Source organism: Amycolatopsis lexingtonensis, assembly GCF_014873755.1.
Lineage (GTDB): Bacteria > Actinomycetota > Actinomycetes > Mycobacteriales > Pseudonocardiaceae > Amycolatopsis > Amycolatopsis lexingtonensis.
The window spans coordinates 1,794,308-1,811,709 of the sequence record NZ_JADBEG010000001.1 but is presented as its reverse complement, the minus strand read 5'-3'; the positions used below and the strand labels follow the sequence as shown (position 1 = coordinate 1,811,709).

Here is a 17,402-nt window from a genome sequence, read left to right as displayed (position 1 = left end):
GGATGTGAGCCAAAGCCGGGCTCGCGTGCTCGAAGCAACAATGCAGGACCCTCAACGACTCCCAGCGTCAGACTGAATGACGGCCTTGACCCAGCGCCAAGGACACACGACGTCACGCAGGCGACCAGACACGATTTTCACCCCAGCACGGACGTCCCGCCAGGGACACCAACGACTGAATGAGTCATTCAAGACGCTGGCACACCGCTGCGGGCTGCACCGACGCGACTTTGCCGGAGCCCTGTCGCCGGACGTGGTGAAAGGGTCGTTCATGACCTCCGCGCCGCCGGCCCGCCCGCCCCGCGCACCCGGTCGTGCCTTGAATGACTCATTCAGGTCTTCGGCGGTCCTGAATGAGTCAATCAAGACGCGCGGCCCGCGGCGTAGGTCGGCGGATGACCGCCCGCTCCCCCTTCAGGAGCTGTGCCTGACCTCGATCCCGACCACGCAGGTGTCGTCGTCGGTGTCCGCCGTGCTGTAGGTCAGCAGGGTGTCCAGCTGGTGCTCCAGCCCGCCCTCGTGGCGCTCCACCAGCGTCACCAGCCTGGACACCGTTTCCTGCACCGGGCGGTCGCGCCGCTCGATCAGGCCGTCGGTGTAGATCAGCAGGATGTCGCCCTCGTCGAGGCGGATCTCCTCCTCCTGGTACGCCACGTCCTGGACCGCGCCGAGCAGCGAGCCGCGGATCAGCGGCAGCGTCGTCACCTCGCCGCCGTGGTGGCGGACGATCGGGGGCAGGTGCCCGGCCCGCGCCCAGCGCAGCACCAGCGTCGCCGGGTCGTAGACGGCCGCGACCGCGGTCGCCGTGACGTGGTCGGTGAGGTGGTAGGCCACCAGGTTCAGCCACGTCAGCAGCTGGGCCGGCCCGGCGCCGGTCGCCGCCAGGCCGCGCAGCGCGTTGCGGAGGCTCACCATGCCGGTCGCCGCGTCGATGCCGTGCCCGGCGACGTCGCCGACGCACAGCAGCACCTCGCCCGTCGGCAGCGCGACCGCGTCGTACCAGTCGCCGCCGACCAGGTGCTCCTTCTCCGCCGGCCGGTAGCGGACGGCGGCCCGCAGGCCCGGCATGTCGATCGGCCCCTTGGCCGGCGGCATGATCGCGTGCTGCAGCTGCAGCGCGAGCCGGTTGCGCTCGATCGCCTCCTGCTCGGTCTCCGCGAGCTTGTCCCGCGTCGCCGCCAGCGCCACCTCGGTCCAGTGCTGGGCCGACACGTCCTGGTAGGCCCCGCGGACCGCGAGCAGCTCGCCGCGGGCGTCGGAAACCGGCTCGGCGACCACCCGGATGTGCCGGGCGACGCCGTCGGAGCGCTGCAGCCGGAACGCCGTCGACGACGGGCGCTGGTGGTGCAGCACCGCGCGCAGGAACCGGCCGATCGCCGGCGCGTCGTCGGGGTGCGCGTGCGTGGCCAGGTCGTGCAGCGACAGCGGCGTGGCGTTCGGCGGCAGGCCGTACAGCGAGAACAGCTCGGTGTTCCAGGTGATCGCCCCGGTGACGACGTTCTCCTCGAACCCGCCGATCCGGCCGAGCCGCTGGGCGTGCTGCAGCAGCACGGCGAGCTTCGCGGCGTCGTCCTGGATGCGCAGGAGCAGCAGCACGTTCCCGGCGAAGCGCGTGACGCTGATGTCGGTCAGCACGGTCAGCGGGATCTGGTCGACCAGGGTGGTGATGGCCATGCTGCCGGCGCGGAACGGCTCGCCGGTGGCGTAGACCCGCTGGATCTTGTCGAGCAGGCCGCTCGCCTCGGCCGCCAGCGGGTACGCCTCCAGCAGGCGGCTGCCGATGATCCGGCTGCGGGGCCGCCCGCCGGGGTCGGCGAACCGGACGTTGGCGTGGTGGATGCGGAAGTCGGTGAGCCGGCCGCCGTCGACGCACGGCGACAGCAGCAGCGCCGGGTCGTGCAGGCCGTCGACGAAGTCCACCAGCTCGCCGAGGAAGTCCCCGGTGCCGGCGGCCACCGGCGCGACCACGCCGTCCCACGTGTCGAGCGTGTGCGCGCACAGCTCGGCCAGCGCCTCCAGCTGACGGCGCTGCCGCCCGGGCTCGGCGGGCAGCGGGTCCGGCCAGCACATCTCCACGACGCCGACGATCCGGCCGCCGGTGCCGGTGGGCACCGCGACCCGGCCGCCGCCGGCCAGGGTGTGCTGCCCGAGCGAGGGCAGCCCGGCCGCGGCCAGCGTCGGGTACCAGACGGTGTCGCGCTCCAGCAGCGCGCTGCGGGCGGGCGTGGCCACGCCGGGCGGGACGTACCGCCAGCGGGCCGCCTCCTCGGCGGAGAACCCGGCCGACCCGGCCAGCGTCAGCGACCCGTCCGGCCCGGCGAGCCACACCGCGACGGCGGTCGCGCCGAGCGGGCGCAGCGCGTGCTCCAAAATGGACTCCGCGACGCGCTGGGTGTCCCCCGCCGCGAGCACGCCGCTCTCCGCCGTGCGCAGCCGCACCGCGACGGACTCCTCGCCGTCGGCGCGGGCCAGGAACTCTTGCGCCACTTCGGTGATCCGGTCCTCGGCCGCTTCGCCGACGACGTCCGCGGCGAACTCCAGAGGCGTCAGCCCGGCCCGCCCGGCCAGGCTTTCCAGCTGCCGGGCGGCGTCGGCGGGCGTGCAGTGGAGGCGTTCCATCAACACGCCCTTGGCCAGCTCGATCAGCGCGCGGCCGTCGGCGACGGCGTGCGCGTGGTCGACCTCGCCGCGCAGCCGGGCGACGGTGTCGGCGAGCCGGGCCAGGTTGGCGGACACCTCGGCCGGCGGCGACGGTACCGGGAGCGTCTCTTCGTCGGCGGTCACCCGATCACGCCGTCACGTGCCGCTTGATGCGGGCGATCAGGTCGTCCGCGTCGACCGGCTTGGTCACGTAGTCGGTCGCGCCGGAGGCGAGGCTCTTCTCGCGGTCGCCCGGCATCGCCTTCGCCGTCACCGCGACGATCGGGATCGCGGCGTGCTCGGGCATCGCGCGGATCTTCGCGGTCGCGGTGTAGCCGTCCATCTCCGGCATCATCACGTCCATCAGGATCAGGTCGATGCCCGGGTGCGCGGCCACCGTTTCGACGCCCTTGCGGCCGTCTTCGGCGTGCAGCACCTGCATCCCGTGCAGCTCCAGGATCCCGGTCAGCGCGTAGACGTTGCGCGGGTCGTCGTCGACGATCAGCACCGTGCGCCCGGACAGCGTGGTGTCGACGTCGGCCGCCCGCACCGGCGCGGCCGGCTCGTCCGGGCGGACCAGCGGCAGCACCGCGCCCGGTTCTTCGGCCGACAGGTGCAGCGCGATCCGCTCGCGCAGTTCGTCCAAGCCGGACAGCACTTCGAGCGACTGCACGTCCGCGCGGGACTGCACCAGCTGCTCCAGCTCGGTGTCGAGACGGCGGCTGTTGTGCGCGAGCACCGGCACCAGCCGCAGCGCGCTGTCGCCCTGCATCGCGTCGAGGAACCCGAACGCCGCCCGGTCGGGCAAGTCGAGGTCGAGCACCACGCAGTGGTAGGCCTCGGTGGCGAGCGCGGCCGCCGCCTCCTGCGTGCCGACCGCCGTCACGACTTCGACGTCGGCGGGCGAGAGGCCGATGTCCCGGCTGTCGGCGAGGTCCGCGGCCGCGCTTTCGGCGACCAGCGTCAGCAGCCCGTGCTGGCGCTCCTCCACGACCAGCAGCCGCCGGTACGCGCGCGGCCCCGGCGCGGTGAGCGCGGCGCCCGGGTCACCCGCGAGGACGACGGCGCTGGAGTGGTCGCCGGCGGGCAGCGTCGAGAAGTCCGGGCGCGCGACCGGCAGCGAGAAGGTGAACGTGCTGCCCTCGCCCAGCGTGCTGTCGGCGGTGATGAACCCGCCGAGCAGCTGGGCGATCTCGCGGCTGATCGACAGGCCGAGCCCGGTGCCGCCGTACTTGCGGCTGGTGGTGCCGTCGGCCTGCTGGAACGCGCCGAAGATCGATTCGAGCTGGTGCTCGGCGATCCCGATGCCGGTGTCGGTGACGCGGAAGGCGACGGCGGGCCCGTGCGCGCGCAGCGGGCGCGGCAGGGTTTCGGCGTCCACCGGCTCGATGTGCAGCTCGATCCCGCCGACCTCGGTGAACTTGACCGCGTTGGACAGCAGGTTGCGCAGCACCTGCCGCAGGCGCGAGTCGTCGGTGAGCAGTTCGGCGGGCGAGCCGGGGGCGACGGTGATCCGGAAATCGAGGTTGCGCTGGGACGTCATCGGCCGGAACGTCGCCTCGACGTAGTCCAGCAGGCCGCGCAGCGACACCTGCTCCGGCGTGACGTCCATCTTCCCGGCCTCGACCTTGGACAGGTCGAGGATGTCGTTGATCAGCTGCAGCAGGTCCGAGCCCGCGGAGTGGATGATCCCGGCGTACTCGACCTGCTTGGCGGTGAGGTTGCGGGTCGGGTTCTGCGCGAGCAGCTGGGCGAGGATGAGCAGGCTGTTGAGCGGGGTGCGCAGCTCGTGGCTCATGTTGGCCAGGAACTCCGACTTGTACTTCGACGCCAGCGTCAGCTGCTGGGCGCGGGCCTCCAGCTCCTGGCGGGCCTGCTCGATCTCCAGGTTCTTCGTCTCGATGTCGCGGTTCTGCGTGACCAGCAGCGCCGCCTTCTCCTCCAGCTCGGCGTTGGACGACTGGAGTTCTTCCTGCCGCGCCTGGAGTTCTTCGGACCGGGCCTGCAGCTCCGCGGTCAGCCGCTGCGACTCGCCGAGCAGCTCGTCGGTGCGGGCGTTGGCGACGATGCTGTTGACGTTGACGCCGATCTGCTCCATCAGCAGTTCGAGGAACGCGCGGTGCACCGTGGTGAACCCGTGCACCGACGCCAGCTCGATGACGCCGAGCACCTGGTCCTCGACCACGATCGGCAGCACGAAGAGGCTGGCCGGCACGGTGCTGCCGAGGCCGGAGGAAATCGTGGCGTAGCCGGGCGGGACGTCGTCGACGACGATCGGGCGGCGGCTGCGGGCGGCCTGCCCGACCAGGGACTGGCCGATCCGGAACCGGGTCACCGGGCCGTCGCCGTCCGGGTGCCCGTACGCGCCGACCAGCCGCAGCTCCGGGACCTCGGCGGTGTCGTCGGCCAGGTAGAACGCGCCGTACTGGGCGTTGACCAGTGGCACCAGCTCGTCCATCACCGCGGCCGCGACGACGGCGAGGTCGCGGCGGCCCTGCATCAGCCCGGTGATCGTGGCCAGGTTGGACTTGAGCCAGTCCTGCTCCTGGTTCGCCCGCGTCGTCTCGCGCAGCGACTCCACCATCGAGTTGATGTTGTCCTTCAGCTCGGCGACCTCGCCGGAGGCGTCGACGGTGATCGAGCGGGTCAGGTCGCCCTCGGCGACGGCACTGGTCACCTCGGCGATCGCGCGGACCTGCCGGGTGAGGTTCCCGGCCAGCTCGTTGACGTTCTCGGTGAGCCGCTTCCACGTGCCGGACACGCCTTCGACCTCGGCCTGACCGCCCAGGCGGCCTTCGCTGCCGACCTCGCGGGCCACTCGCGTGACCTCCGCGGCGAACGCCGAGAGCTGGTCGACCATCGTGTTGATCGTGGTCTTCAGCTCGAGGATCTCGCCGCGGGCGTCGACGTCGATCTTGCGGGTCAGGTCGCCCTGCGCGACGGCGGTGGTCACCTGGGCGATGTTGCGGACCTGCCCGGTGAGGTTGTTCGCCATCGAGTTGACGTTGTCGGTCAGGTCCTTCCAGGTCCCGGCCACGTTCGGCACGCGCGCCTGGCCGCCGAGCATGCCCTCGGTGCCGACCTCGCGGGCCACGCGGGTGACCTCGTCCGCGAACGCCGAGAGCGTGTCGACCATCGTGTTGATGACGTCGGCCAGCGCCGCGACCTCGCCCTTGGCCTCGACGGTGATCTTGCCCGACAGGTCACCGCGCGCAACGGCCGTGGCGACCTGCGCGATCGAGCGGACCTGGCCGGTCAGGTTGGACGCCATGACGTTGACGTTGTCGGTGAGGTTCTTCCAGGTCCCGGACACGCCGCGGACGGTCGCCTGGCCGCCGAGGTTGCCCTCGGTGCCGACCTCGCGGGCCACCCGGGTGACCTCGTCCGCGAACGCGGACAGCTGGTCCACCATCGTGTTGATGGTGTCCTTGAGCTCGAGGATCTCACCGCGCGCGTCGACGCGGATCTTCTGGGACAGGTCGCCGCGCGCGACGGCGGTGGTGACCTGGGCGATCGAGCGGACCTGCGCGGTGAGGTTGTCGGCCATGACGTTGACCGACTCGGTGAGGTCCTTCCACGTCCCCGAGACGCCCTTGACGTCCGCCTGACCGCCCAATCTGCCCTCGGTACCGACCTCGCGCGCCACCCGGGTGACCTCGTCCGCGAACGCGGACAGCTGATCCACCATCGTGTTCAGCGTGTCCTTGAGCTCGAGGACCTCGCCGCGGGCGGTCACGTTGATCTTCTGGGACAGGTCACCCTTCGCCACCGCGGTGGCGACCTGGGCGATGTTGCGGACCTGGTCGGTCAGGTTGCCCGCCATGAAGTTCACCGAGTCGGTGAGGTCGCGCCAGGTGCCGGAAACGCCCTTGACGTCGGCCTGCCCGCCCAGCCGTCCCTCGGTACCCACCTCGCGGGCCACGCGGGTGACCTCGTCCGCGAAGGAGGACAGCTGGTCCACCATCGTGTTGATCGTGCTCTTGAGTTCGAGGATTTCGCCGCGCGCGTCGACGGTGATCTTCTGCGACAGGTCGCCCTTCGCCACCGCCGTGGTCACCTGGGCGACGTTGCGGACCTGGTCGGTCAGGTTCCCGGCCATGAAGTTCACCGAATCGGTGAGGTCGCGCCAGACCCCGCCGACACCGGGCACCTGCGCCTGACCGCCGAGGCGGCCCTCGCTGCCCACCTCGCGCGCCACCCGGGTGACCTCGTCCGCGAAGGACGACAGCTGGTCCACCATCGTGTTGACGGTGTCCTTCAATTCGAGGATTTCACCGCGCGCGTCGACGTCGATCTTCTGGGACAGGTCACCCTTCGCCACCGCGGTCGCCACCTGCGCGATGTCACGCACCTGGGTGGTGAGGTTTCCCGCCATGGCGTTCACCGAATCGGTGAGGTCCTTCCACGTGCCGGACACGCCGGGCACCTTCGCCTGGCCGCCGAGCTGCCCCTCGCTGCCGACCTCGCGGGCGACGCGGGTGACCTCGGAGGTGAACAGCGAAAGCTGGTCGGCCATGCCGTTGAAGACCGTGGCGATCTCGCCGAGCAGGCCGTCGGCCCCGCCGGGCAGCCGGATGCCGAAGTCGCCGTCGCGCACCGCGGTCAGGCCGGCCAGCAGCCGGCGCAGCTCCTGCTCCCCCGCCTCGCCGACGCCCGAAACGGCCGCACCCGTCCCCGGGCGCGTCCCTTCGACCATTGCCCCACCCATCCGCCACCCGTTTCTCCGGTCGTCGGCGCCCCGGCGCCGTCCCGGTGAGCACACCGGATGGCTCAGCATAGTGCAGTTGCACTACTCTGAGCGGCAACGGTTGAGCAACCAGCCGCGCCCGTGTCCGCGCGCGCTCCCAGGCGGTGCTCGAGAGCCTTTCCTTTCCCCGCAGGCCATTCGGCCGCATTGACCCGTTCGGCTGAACGCGCTCCCACACAGCGGTACCCCGCGCGCCGCGGCGGTGCCGCCCTTCGTCGTGCCCGCCCACTGGCGTCCACAGTGGACGATCCACTGTGGACACGGGTGGCTCCCGCGGCGTGCCCTCCGGTTTCCCCGGGCTCCAGTGGGTACCCCTCCGGGCATGGATGCCGAAACCCTGCTCGTAGTCGGAAGCGGCCCGGCCGGCGTGTCGGCGGCCCGTGCCTACCGGGAAGCGGGTGGCGCCGGGCCGGTCCGCCTGCTCAGCGCGGACGCCGACCCGCCGTACGAGCGCCCGCCGCTGTCCAAGGAATTCCTGCGTGGCGAGGCCGATCTCCCGCCGCTGGACGACTCCCTCGCCGACCTCGACATCACCGTCACACTGGGCGACCCGGTCACCGAACTGGGCGACGGCCGGGTCCGCACCGCGGCCGGTGCGGTCCACCCGTTCACCACCTGCGTGCTCGCCACCGGCGCGGAACCCGTCCGGCCCGAGCTGCCCGGCGCCGACCACCCCGACGTGCGGACCCTCCGCTCGGCCGCCGATTCCCGCGAGCTGCGCGCGGCGGCGACGGGGGTGCGCAGCGCGATCGTCGTGGGCGCCGGGTTCATCGGCTGCGAGGCCGCGGTCTCCCTGTCCCGGCTCGGGTTGCAGGTGACCGTCGTCTGCCCCGACGACGTCCCCCAGGAGAAGCGGCTCGGTCGCGAAGCGGGGCGATTCCTGCTGCGCTGGCTCAAGTCCGAGGGCGTCAGCGTGCTGCGCGGGACGAAGCTGCTGTCGGTCGAGGGCGGCCACCGCGTCCGCACCGACCTGGTGCCGGTCCTCGACGCGGGGCTCGTCGTGCTCGCCACCGGCATCCGGCCCCGGATCGAGCTGGCCGAAGCGGCCGGGCTCGCCGTCGAGCGGAGCCGGATCCGCACCGACGAGCACCTGCGCACGAGCCGGGACGGCGTGCTCGCGGCGGGCGACGTCGCGCTGGCCCACAACCCCGCCGCGGGGCGCGCGCTGGCCGTCGAGCACTGGGGTGAAGGCCTGGCGATGGGCGAAGTCGCCGGGCGGACCGCGGCCGGCGAGGACGCCACCTGGGACGCCGTCCCCGGGTTCTGGTCGGTGGTCGGCGAGCGCGTCCTGAAGTACGCCGCGTGGGGCGACGGCTTCGACCGCGCGCACGCGTTCCCGCGCGACGACGGCGGTTTCACCTTCTGGTACGAACGCGACGGCCGGGCGGTCGGCGTCCTCACCCACGAAGCCGACGAGGACTACGAACGGGGTGCGGACCTCATCCGGCGCGGTGCCCCGGTGCCGGTGTCATAGCCAGTCCTTCTTCTTGAAGAGCGTGTACAGCCCGACCGAGAGCACCAGCATCACCGCCGTCGAAACCCAGAACCCGGCCGTCGTGCCGTTGCCGGGGTAGGGCACGTTCTGGCCGTAGAACCCGGTCACCGCGGTGGGCACCGCGATCACCGCCGCCCACCCGGTGACCTTCTTCATGATCAGGTTCAGCCGGTCGCTCTGCAGGTTGAGCTGGGTCTCCCGGACCGTCGTGAGCCGTTCGCGCAGCGCCTCGATGTGCTCGGCGGCCTGCCGCGCGTGGTCGTGGACGTCCTCGAAGTACGGGCGGGTGGTCTCGTCGGCCAGCCGCAGGTCCGGCCGCATCAGCGAGCCGACGACGTCGGGCACCGGCCCCACGACCCGGCGCAGCGCGGTCAGGTTCTTGCGCAGCCGGAACGAGCGCCGCTGCAGTTCGGCGGTGTCCGGGCGGTCGTCGAACACCAGATCCTCCAGCTCCTCGACCTCGTCGTCGAGCAGCTGGACGGCCTCGAAGTGGCCGTCGACGACGTAGTCGAGCAGGCCGTGCAGCAGGAACGGCACCCCGGACCCGGCCAGGTCGGCGGCCTGGTCCCAGCGGCGCGTGACGGCCTCGATGTCGAAGCCGTCGTCCTTGCGCACGGTCACCAGCGCGCGGGGCGTGATGAACACGGCCAGCTCGGACGTCGCCGGGCGCTCGCTCGCGGAGGCGAACCGGACGGCGTAGGCGGTCAGGAACGCGTGGCCGTCGTAGCGGTCGAGCTTGGGCCGCTGGTGCTCCTGCACGGCGTCCTCGACGGCGAGCCGGTGCAGGTCCAGCTCGCCGGCCAGCTCGGCCAGGTCCGCTTCGGACGGTTCACAAAGGTCGACCCACACGGCGGTGCCCGGTTCGGCCAGGAAGTCGGAAACGGCCGGGACCGGGAAGTCTTCCTTGTGCAGCACGCCGTCGCGGTAGGCCCGGGTTCTCGTCATACCCCGGGGTTCCCCGCGTAACCGGCGGCGAAAACGGGTAACCGCCGATCTTGTGACCAGTCTGCTGCCGGAGAGCCCGCCGAAGCCGCTGCCGTACCCGCGCACCACCGCCTCGATCGGCGCCGAGCTGCGTTCGCTGCACGCGGCCGGCGACCTCGACCTGCCGCTGCCCGGCGGTTCGGGTACCGCGGCCCGCTGGGCGGCGCTGGCCGCATTCGGCCGCCGCGACCTGGCGCTGGCCCGGCTCGCCGAGGGGCACGCCGACGCCGTCGCCATCCTCGCCGAGGCGGGCCGCTCCCCCGTCCCCGGCGCGCTCTACGGCGTGTGGGCGGCGAAGTCCGGCGGCACCGGCGCGGCGCTCGAAGACGGCGTCCTGACCGGCACGGTCCGGTTCTGCTCGGGCTTGTCCCTGCTCGACCGCGCGCTGGTCGCGGCGGGCGACCGGCTCGTCGAAGCGGACCTCGCCGACCCCGGCGTGCGGCGGCACCCGGACGCGTGGCAGGCGGTCGGGATGGACGCGTCCGACAGCGGCGACGTCGTGTTCGACGGCGTGCGCGCGGACCTCGTCGGCCCGCCCGGCTGGTACGTGACGCGCCCCGGGTTCGCGCTGGGCGGCGCCGGTGTGGCGGCGGTCTGGCTCGGCGGCGCGGCGGGCGTCTTCGACGGCGTCCTCGCCTACCTGCGCGACCGGGGCGGCGCCGACGAGCACCAGCTGGCGCACGTCGGCGCGATCCACACCGCGCTGACCGCGGCCGACGCCGTGCTGAGCCGGGCCGCCGGCGGTCCGGTCGATGCGCTGCTCGCGGGCACCTGCCGGGCGGTCACCGAACGCACCGCCGTCGAGGTGCTGGAGCGGGCGCTCAAGGTCACCGGCCCGACACCCGCGTGCCGGGACCGGCGCTTCGCCCAGCGGGTCGCCGATCTGCCGGTGTACGTCCGGCAGCACCACGCCGAGCGGGACCTCGCCGCGCTCGGCCGCGACGTCCTGGGCACGCCGTGACCGCGTTCGTGCGGGAAGCGGAATGGGCGGCGCTTCCCGAGGTGCCGCCCTGGCCCGCGCAGGCGTTCGAGCGCGCGCTGGTCGTCGCCGCGCACCCCGACGACGAGACCCTCGGCGCCAGCGGGCTCCTGCAGCGGCTGCACTCGTCCGGCACCGCGGTGACGCTCGTCGTCGCGACCGATGGTGAGGCGGCGTTCCCGGATTCGAGCCCCTTCGAGCGTCGGGAACTGGGCCGGACCCGCCGCCGCGAACTGCGGGATTCCCTGCGGGCACAGGGACTTTCCGACGTCGAGCCGGTGTGGCTGGGCTTGCCGGATTCCGCGCTTTCCGCCCACGGCGACTCGCTGGTGACGGCTTTGCGGGAGCGTGCCGACGGCCACGACCTGTGCTTATTCCCCTGGCCGGACGACCCGCACCCGGACCACCAGGCGGCCGCGCGGGCCGCCCTCGCCGCCGCTCCGCTCACCGCGCAGCGCTGGTCGTACCCGATCTGGCTGTGGCACTGGCTGCGCCCGGACGACCCGGCCATCCCGTGGGCGCGGGCCCGGTCGCTCGGGCTCACGGCGGCGGAACGGGCAGCCAAGGCCGCTGCCATCGCTGCCTTTCCGTCGCAGCTGAAGCCCGGACCACGCGGCGAGGCCCCGATCCTGCCGGAGGAGGTACTGGCGCATTTCGCGCGGGACACCGAAGTGTTCTTCCGCGAGCCGCCGCGTGATTCGGCGCCGGTCAGCCGGTTCGCCGAGCTGTACGACGGCGCCGAGGACCCGTGGTCGGTGGGCACGAAGTGGTACGAGCGGCGCAAGCGGGCGATGGTGCTGGCGTGCCTGCCTGATGAGCACTACGACACTGTCGTCGAGCCGGGCTGTGGCGTCGGGGCGCTCACCCGCGACCTGGCGGGGCGGGCCGGGCGGCTGCTCGCCTTCGACCCCGTGCCCACCGCTGTCGAGCGCGCCCGGCGGGCCGTCACCGATCTGTCGCATGTGGACGTCCACATCGGATCGGTGCCCGGCGCTCTGCCGTCCGGGCCGGTGGATCTTTTCGTGTACGGCGAACTGCTGTACTACTTGGCCGACGACGCGCTCCGGGAGACGATCGACGCTTCGGTGACCGCGTTGCGCCCCGGCGGGCACCTGCTCGCGGTGCACTGGCTGCCGTGGGCGCCCGAGGCCCCGCGCGACGGCCGGGACGCACACGCCCGCCTCTTGGCGCACCCGGCGCTCGAGCCGCTGGTCGAACACACCGACGAGCAGTTCCTGCTGCACGTGCTGAGGCGCCGGTGATCGAGGCGGTCGGCGTCGTCGTCCCGGCGCGGGACGAGGCGGAACTGGTCGGCGAGTGCGTGGCCGCGCTCACCGAAGCCCTGCGGCGGCTGCCGTCCGGGATCGTGTACGCGGTCTGCGTGGTCGCCGACCGCTGCCAGGACGCCACCGCGGCGGTGGCCGGCACGGCGTTGGGCGACCTGCCCGGCGGGGTCGTGGCTTCCCGGTCGCCGCGGACCATCGGCGAGGTCCGCGACTTCGGAGTGGCGCGGGTCCGCAGGTGGTTGCGCGCGCCCGCGGCCGGAACCCTGCTGCTGAGCACGGACGCGGACACGCGCGTGACGCCCGGGTGGGCGCGGGCGCACCTGGCCCGGGCGCGGCAGGGCTACCACGCGATCGCCGGGACGGCCGAACTGGCGGCACCGTTCAGCACGTCGGCGCGGGCCCTGCGGCAGTACGAGCACGTCCTCGACGACGCACGCACGGCAGCGGGCCACGGCTCGGTGTACGGCGCGAACCTCGCGGTCCGCGCGGACGCGTTCGACGTCGCGGGCGGCTTCGGACGGCGATCCAGCGGGGAGGACCACGACCTGTGGCGCCGTCTGGGCCAGGCGGGCTTCAGGCGCTGCTTCGAATCGGCGGCGCCGGTGGTGACGAGCGCCCGGTTGCACGGCCGGGCTCCGGACGGCCTCGCGACGTTGCTGCGCCAGCTGGCGAGGGACCACGACGGGTGCGGCCGCCATCGTTGAGGAGGGCCTCCCGACCAGAAGCGCCCCAATGTGGCCTTGGTTGCGTCTTGCGCACCGAAGGCCGCCTTGGGTGCGTCTGACGCACCGAAGGCCGCCTTGGGGCGCAGCGTTTGTGGAGGTCGTTCGTAGCGGTTGTCGCTGTCGCGCCACGCGATGCCCCGCGAAGATCGGCCGGTGACGACCGCTTGGAGGACGCTGTCGGCCGCCGCACTGCTCGCCGCGGCCGCGCTCACCGGGGTACCCGCCGAGGCCGCGGAATCCCGGATCCAGCTCGTCGCCCTCGCCCGCGACACCATCGAAATCACCTGCGCGAAGAAGGCGGACCGAGTCGTCTGCCACGCCCTCCACCGGCCCCGCACCTACCTCGCCGCCGTCGTCACAGCGCTTCCAGCTCCGCCCGGACCGCCGCCACCTGCTCCGCTCCCCCGTACTCCCGCAGCATCGCGACCGCTTCCGTGAGCACCTCGCGCGCGCGGACCGTCTCACCCAGCCCGGCGTGCGCCCGCCCCAGCTCGGCCAGCGTCAGGGCTTCGTACGACCGGACGCCGGCCTCGCGCCACAGATCCACACTCCGGCACAGCGCTTCGACGGCGTCCGCGTGCCGGCCCTCGTCGCGGTGGACCATGCCGATCCGCATCCACCCGTACGCCGTCCCGCGCAGGTCGTCGGTGCGCTCGCCGACCGTGACCGCTTCGGTCGCGTACGCCAGCTCGCGCGAACGGTCGCCTTGGCGGCCGTAGAGCACGCCGAGGTTCACCAGGTTCAGCGTCTCGACGTGGCGCAACCCGAGCGACCGGTTGAGCGCCAGGCCGCGCTCGCCGAATTCGATGGCCGCGTCGACGTCGTCGCCGAGGCCGAACACGAAGCAGAGGTTGTTGAGGATGCCGGCGAGCTGGCGGGGGTCGCCGATCTTCTCCCAGTCCGCGAGGCTCCGGCGCAGGTGGGCGTGGGACCGCCGGTAGTCGGCCGCGTCGCCGCCGTGGGCCAGTTCGGCTTCGGCGACGCCGAGGTCGTTGCGCAGCGTCGCCGCCGCCACCGGGTCGACGCCGTCGACCAGCTCGAGCGCCACCTCGTCGACCTGGATGGCGTCGCGCCAGCGCGCTCGCGCCCGGTGGTACTCGAACAGGCCGAGCCCGACGGCGGCGATCGCCTCGGCGGGCACCCCGGGGGTCGCCGCCGCCTGCCGCACCACCGTGACGAGGTGTTCCTGGTGCCGGTCGAGCCAGCCGAACACCTCCTCCGTCGTCGCCAGCGCACCCGCCTTCCAGCGCCCGGCCGCCCAGTCGTGGCGGTGCGAAGCCGCCGAAACCAGCGCCATGCTCTGCCACGCCACGGCCGCGCAGAGTTCGACGACGCGGGTGATCGCGGCGGCCCGCTCGCCTTCGGTGAGCCGCGCGGCGTGCTCGCGGGCGTAGAGCCGGAGCAGGTCGTGCAGCCGGTACCAGCCCGGCGCGGGCGTGGTCAGCAGGTGCTCGTCGGTCAGCCGTTCCAGCAGGCCTTCGGCCTCGCGGTCCGGGACGTCGAGCAGCCGTCCCGCGACCGGCACCGACAGCTCCGGCACGTCGAGCAGGGACAGCAGCGGGTACGCGCGGGCCGCCGCGTCGTCCAGCGCCCCGAAGGCGAGCGCGAAACTGGTGCGGACGCCGGTTTCGTCGAGGCGGCGGCTCTCGTCCGCGAGCCGGTGCGCGAGGTGGGCAACCGGCCATGACGGGCGCGTCGCCAGCCGCGCGCCGGCCAGGTGCAGCGCCAGCGGCAGGTACCCGCACAGCCGGACGACGGCCCGGGCCGCGGCGGGCTCGGCGGCCACCCGCTCCGCGCCGATCTCCGCTGCCAGCAGGCGCAGCGCGTCCGGCTCGGGCAGCACGTCCAGCAGCACCTGGTGCGCCTGCGGCAGGTCCGGCAGCGCGACCCGGCTCGTCACGATGGCCGCCGAGCCGCCCGCGCCCGGCAGCAGTGGAGCGACGTGCGCGGCATCGCGCGCGTTGTCCAGCAAGAGAAGGACGCGCTTCCCGGCGAGCACGGACCGGAAGCGGGCCGAGGCGGAGTCCAGCGTCAACGGCGTCGGCAGCTCGCCGCCCAGCTCGCGGATCAGCCGGTCGAGCAGGTCCAGGGGATCCGGCGGGTCGGCGGCGTGACCCCGCAGGTCCAGGTGCAGCGAGCCGTCCGGGAACCGCCGCGCGAGGCGGTGCCCGGCCTGCAGCGCGAGCGCGGTCTTGCCGACCCCGGCCATCCCGGCGATGGCGACCACGACGCCGTGCCGGGCTTCGGCGAACAGGCCCAGCACCCGGTCGAGCTCGGCTTCGCGTCCGGTGAACGCGGCGATCCCGCCCGGCAGCTCCCGCGGCACGGCGGCGGTTCCCGCCGGGGTCTTCGGCCGCGCGGCCGCGGCGGCGAACTCCGTCCGGGCGTCCCCGGCCAGGTCGAGGGCGTCGGCGAGCAGGTCGAGGGTTTCGCGGTGCGGGAACCGGCGTTCCCCGCGCTCGAGCGCGCCGACGGCCTGCGCGCTGAGCCCGGACGCCTCGGCCAGCGCCTCCTGGGTCAGCCCGGCCGCGCGCCGCAGCCGGCGCAGCCGCACTCCGAACGACTCCATCCGCGCCCCTCCCCGCCGCCCCCGAACGTCCTGAATGACTCATTCAGGTCTTCGGAAGACCTGAATGAGTCATTCAAGACACCGAGCACGGGCTCACCCGAGGCGAGATCTTACGGCGGAAGGAACCGGAGCATTGTCGCGGAAGATCGTATCGCTTATCGTATACGACGCTGTCCTCCTCCCGACGCTGCGAGGTGACCCCGTGCCCGCCCCCACGACCCTCATCGCCCGCGACTTCACCGAGTTCCGCACCGCCGTCTCGCAGTCGTTCGTCCCGCTGCACGTCACGGCGGGCGGTGACGGCTTCCGCGGCCGGATCCGCTCGTCGGCTGCCGACGAGGTGCAGGTCTCCGAGGTCACCGCGTCGCCCCACGTCGTGGAGCGCACGCCCGAGCTGATCGCCCGCGGCGAGCGGCGCTACTACAAGCTGAGCCTGATCCTGGCCGGCACCGGGCTGCTCGTGCAGGACGACCGCCAGGCCGTGCTGCACCCCGGCGACGTCGCCCTCTACGACACGCACCGGCCCTACTCGCTGGTGTTCGAAGAGGATTTCCGGACGCTGGTCGTGATGTTCCCGCAGCGGCTGATCGACCTGCCCGCCGAGCTCGTCGGGCGGCTGACCGCGGTGCGGATGTCGGGCAAGGAGGGCGTCGGCAACGTCGTCGTGCCCTTCCTCGCCCAGCTCGGCGGCAACCTCGAGCAGCTCGCGGGCCCGGCGGGCGCGCGGCTCGCGCACAGCGCCGTGGACCTGCTCTCGACGCTCGTCGCCACGGAGCTCGACCTCGCGCACGCCAACGCCGACCCGCACCACGAGCTGATGCGCCGGATCCGCGCGCACATCGACGCGAACCTGCACGCCTCGGACCTGACGCCGGCGCGGATCGCCGCCGAGCACTTCATCTCGACGCGGCACCTGCACGGGCTGTTCCAGGAGCAGGGCACCACGGTGTCCGGCTGGATCCGCGCGCGGCGGCTCGAGCACTGCCGCCGCGACCTGCTCGACCCGGTGCACGCCGGCCGCCCGGTCGCGGCGATCGCCGCCCGCTGGGGGTTCGTCGACGCCGCCCACTTCAGCCGCGTCTTCAAGACCGCGTTCGGCCGGGCGCCGAGCGAGCTGCGCCGGGAGTTGACCGTCAGCGTCCGGTAGTTGCCCCGCAGCGCGTGACCGCTCGCCCGGGCTCCCTGCCCGCCCGACGATGAGGCCATGCCCGAAGCCCCCACCGACGGCTGGCGCACCTACGACGAGTTCGCCGCCGGGATCGCCACCTACCGCCTGCCGGACGCCGACCTCACCGGCCGGGCCGTCACGATCACCCTCGACGACGGCGAAGTCCTCTCGCTGAGCTTCACCGACGCCGAACACGTCGTGTGCAACGGCGTCGAGGACCCGTACGACGCCGTCGCCGTGCGCGACGACGTCTTCTTCGTGAACCTGCCGCTCACCAGCGTCGAGGGCGAAGCGCTGACCGTCGTGTACTCCACGACGTCGCACCGCGCGCTCGCCGTCCGCTCGGTGATCGGCGCCGAGGACGTCGTTCCCCGGGTGTCGCAGCGGTTCCGCAGCGGCATCACCGACGGCGGCCCGCCCTCCGGCGACGTACCGGGCCCGTCGCGGGACCTGATCGGCAAGCGGAACCTCTACCGCTACAGCCCCGAGCACCTCTACGAGCACGTCTACGTCTCGTCGGAGCGCTACGCCTGGCAGTGCCTGGAGGGCGTCCAGCGCGGGCACGGCGACATGGACCTGTCGACGGTGTGGAAGTTCGCCGACGGGCTGTACCTGTTCTGCTTCCGCGAGTTCCGGATCGCCGTGGCCAGCGTGTGGCTGCACGACCTCGGCTACGCGCTGCGCACCACCGGCGTGTTCCTCGGGCTGACCGGCGACGGCCGCTCCGAGCACTCTCGCGCCGGCGGGCACGTCTACCCGCTCGGCTCGGTCAGCTACCCCGACGCCCAGCCCGTCTGAAGGAGCCGCAC

The 17,402-nt window shown here is 73.1% G+C and carries 10 protein-coding genes; 6 read left to right on the top strand and 4 right to left on the bottom strand.

Going from position 1 to position 17,402, the window contains the following annotated elements; translation table 11 throughout:
- Positions 1–414 precede the first annotated feature (414 nt).
- Together H4696_RS08545 and H4696_RS08540 are read right to left on the bottom strand one after the other, a co-directional pair.
- Positions 415–2,784, bottom strand: a complete 2,370-nt coding sequence (locus H4696_RS08545; RefSeq protein WP_086858212.1) for a SpoIIE family protein phosphatase — start codon at positions 2,782–2,784, stop codon at positions 415–417.
- A 4-nt stretch (positions 2,785–2,788) separates the two neighbouring features.
- Positions 2,789–7,336 carry a HAMP domain-containing protein gene (locus H4696_RS08540; protein WP_086858211.1) on the bottom strand — a complete coding sequence of 1,516 codons (4,548 nt, stop codon included), beginning with the start codon at positions 7,334–7,336 and terminating at the stop codon, positions 2,789–2,791.
- Positions 7,337–7,709: 373 nt separating this feature from the next.
- On the opposite strand from H4696_RS08540, the gene H4696_RS08535 reads away from it, so the two are divergent.
- The gene (locus tag H4696_RS08535; protein WP_086858210.1) at positions 7,710–8,861 is read left to right on the top strand and encodes an NAD(P)/FAD-dependent oxidoreductase; all 1,152 of its coding nucleotides are present in this window, start codon (positions 7,710–7,712) and stop codon (positions 8,859–8,861) included.
- Here the strand turns inward: H4696_RS08535 and H4696_RS08530 are convergent.
- Positions 8,856–9,827 (bottom strand): magnesium transporter CorA family protein, encoded by a 972-nt coding sequence (locus H4696_RS08530; protein WP_086858209.1) that lies wholly within the window; start codon positions 9,825–9,827, stop codon positions 8,856–8,858. The two genes, H4696_RS08535 and H4696_RS08530, sit on opposite strands and share 6 nt — an antisense overlap.
- Before the next feature lie 52 nt (positions 9,828–9,879).
- On the opposite strand from H4696_RS08530, the gene H4696_RS08525 reads away from it, so the two are divergent.
- From H4696_RS08525 to H4696_RS08515, 3 genes are read left to right on the top strand one after another with little or no spacing between them, the layout of a single operon-like run.
- Positions 9,880–10,827, top strand: a complete 948-nt coding sequence (locus H4696_RS08525) for an acyl-CoA dehydrogenase family protein (RefSeq protein ID WP_086858208.1) — start codon at positions 9,880–9,882, stop codon at positions 10,825–10,827.
- Positions 10,824–12,107, top strand: coding sequence for a bifunctional PIG-L family deacetylase/class I SAM-dependent methyltransferase (locus H4696_RS08520; RefSeq protein WP_086858207.1), 1,284 nt, complete (start codon positions 10,824–10,826; stop codon positions 12,105–12,107). Before H4696_RS08525 ends, H4696_RS08520 begins: the two co-directional genes overlap by 4 nt.
- On the top strand, positions 12,104–12,835 hold the full coding sequence (locus H4696_RS08515) for a glycosyltransferase family 2 protein (protein ID WP_086858206.1): 732 nt from the start codon (positions 12,104–12,106) through the stop codon (positions 12,833–12,835). The genes H4696_RS08520 and H4696_RS08515 overlap by 4 nt, the downstream gene beginning before the upstream one ends.
- A 376-nt stretch (positions 12,836–13,211) precedes the next feature.
- Here H4696_RS08515 and H4696_RS08510 read toward each other — a convergent pair whose 3' ends face one another.
- On the bottom strand, positions 13,212–15,425 hold the full coding sequence (locus H4696_RS08510) for a helix-turn-helix domain-containing protein (protein WP_192782173.1): 2,214 nt from the start codon (positions 15,423–15,425) through the stop codon (positions 13,212–13,214).
- 202 nt (positions 15,426–15,627) lie between these two features.
- Here H4696_RS08510 and H4696_RS08505 point away from each other — a divergent pair, with 202 nt between their 5' ends.
- Both H4696_RS08505 and H4696_RS08500 read left to right on the top strand, forming a co-directional pair.
- The gene (locus H4696_RS08505) at positions 15,628–16,572 is read left to right on the top strand and encodes an AraC-like ligand-binding domain-containing protein (RefSeq protein ID WP_192782172.1); all 945 of its coding nucleotides are present in this window, start codon (positions 15,628–15,630) and stop codon (positions 16,570–16,572) included.
- A gap of 57 nt (positions 16,573–16,629) precedes the next feature.
- Positions 16,630–17,391, top strand: coding sequence for a MoaF C-terminal domain-containing protein (locus tag H4696_RS08500; RefSeq protein WP_192782171.1), 762 nt, complete (start codon positions 16,630–16,632; stop codon positions 17,389–17,391).
- The last annotated feature ends 11 nt before the right edge of the window (positions 17,392–17,402 follow it).

Excerpts from the sequence above, each read along its gene's own strand:
- H4696_RS08540 (WP_086858211.1), bottom strand. The coding sequence starts at position 7,336 with ATGGTCGAAGGGACGCGCCCGGGGACGGGTGCGGCCGTTTCGGGCGTC.
- H4696_RS08535 (WP_086858210.1), top strand. The coding sequence starts at position 7,710 with ATGGATGCCGAAACCCTGCTCGTAGTCGGAAGCGGCCCGGCCGGCGTG.
- H4696_RS08530 (WP_086858209.1), bottom strand. The coding sequence starts at position 9,827 with ATGACGAGAACCCGGGCCTACCGCGACGGCGTGCTGCACAAGGAAGAC.
- H4696_RS08510 (WP_192782173.1), bottom strand. The coding sequence starts at position 15,425 with ATGGAGTCGTTCGGAGTGCGGCTGCGCCGGCTGCGGCGCGCGGCCGGG.
- H4696_RS08500 (WP_192782171.1), top strand. The coding sequence starts at position 16,630 with ATGCCCGAAGCCCCCACCGACGGCTGGCGCACCTACGACGAGTTCGCC.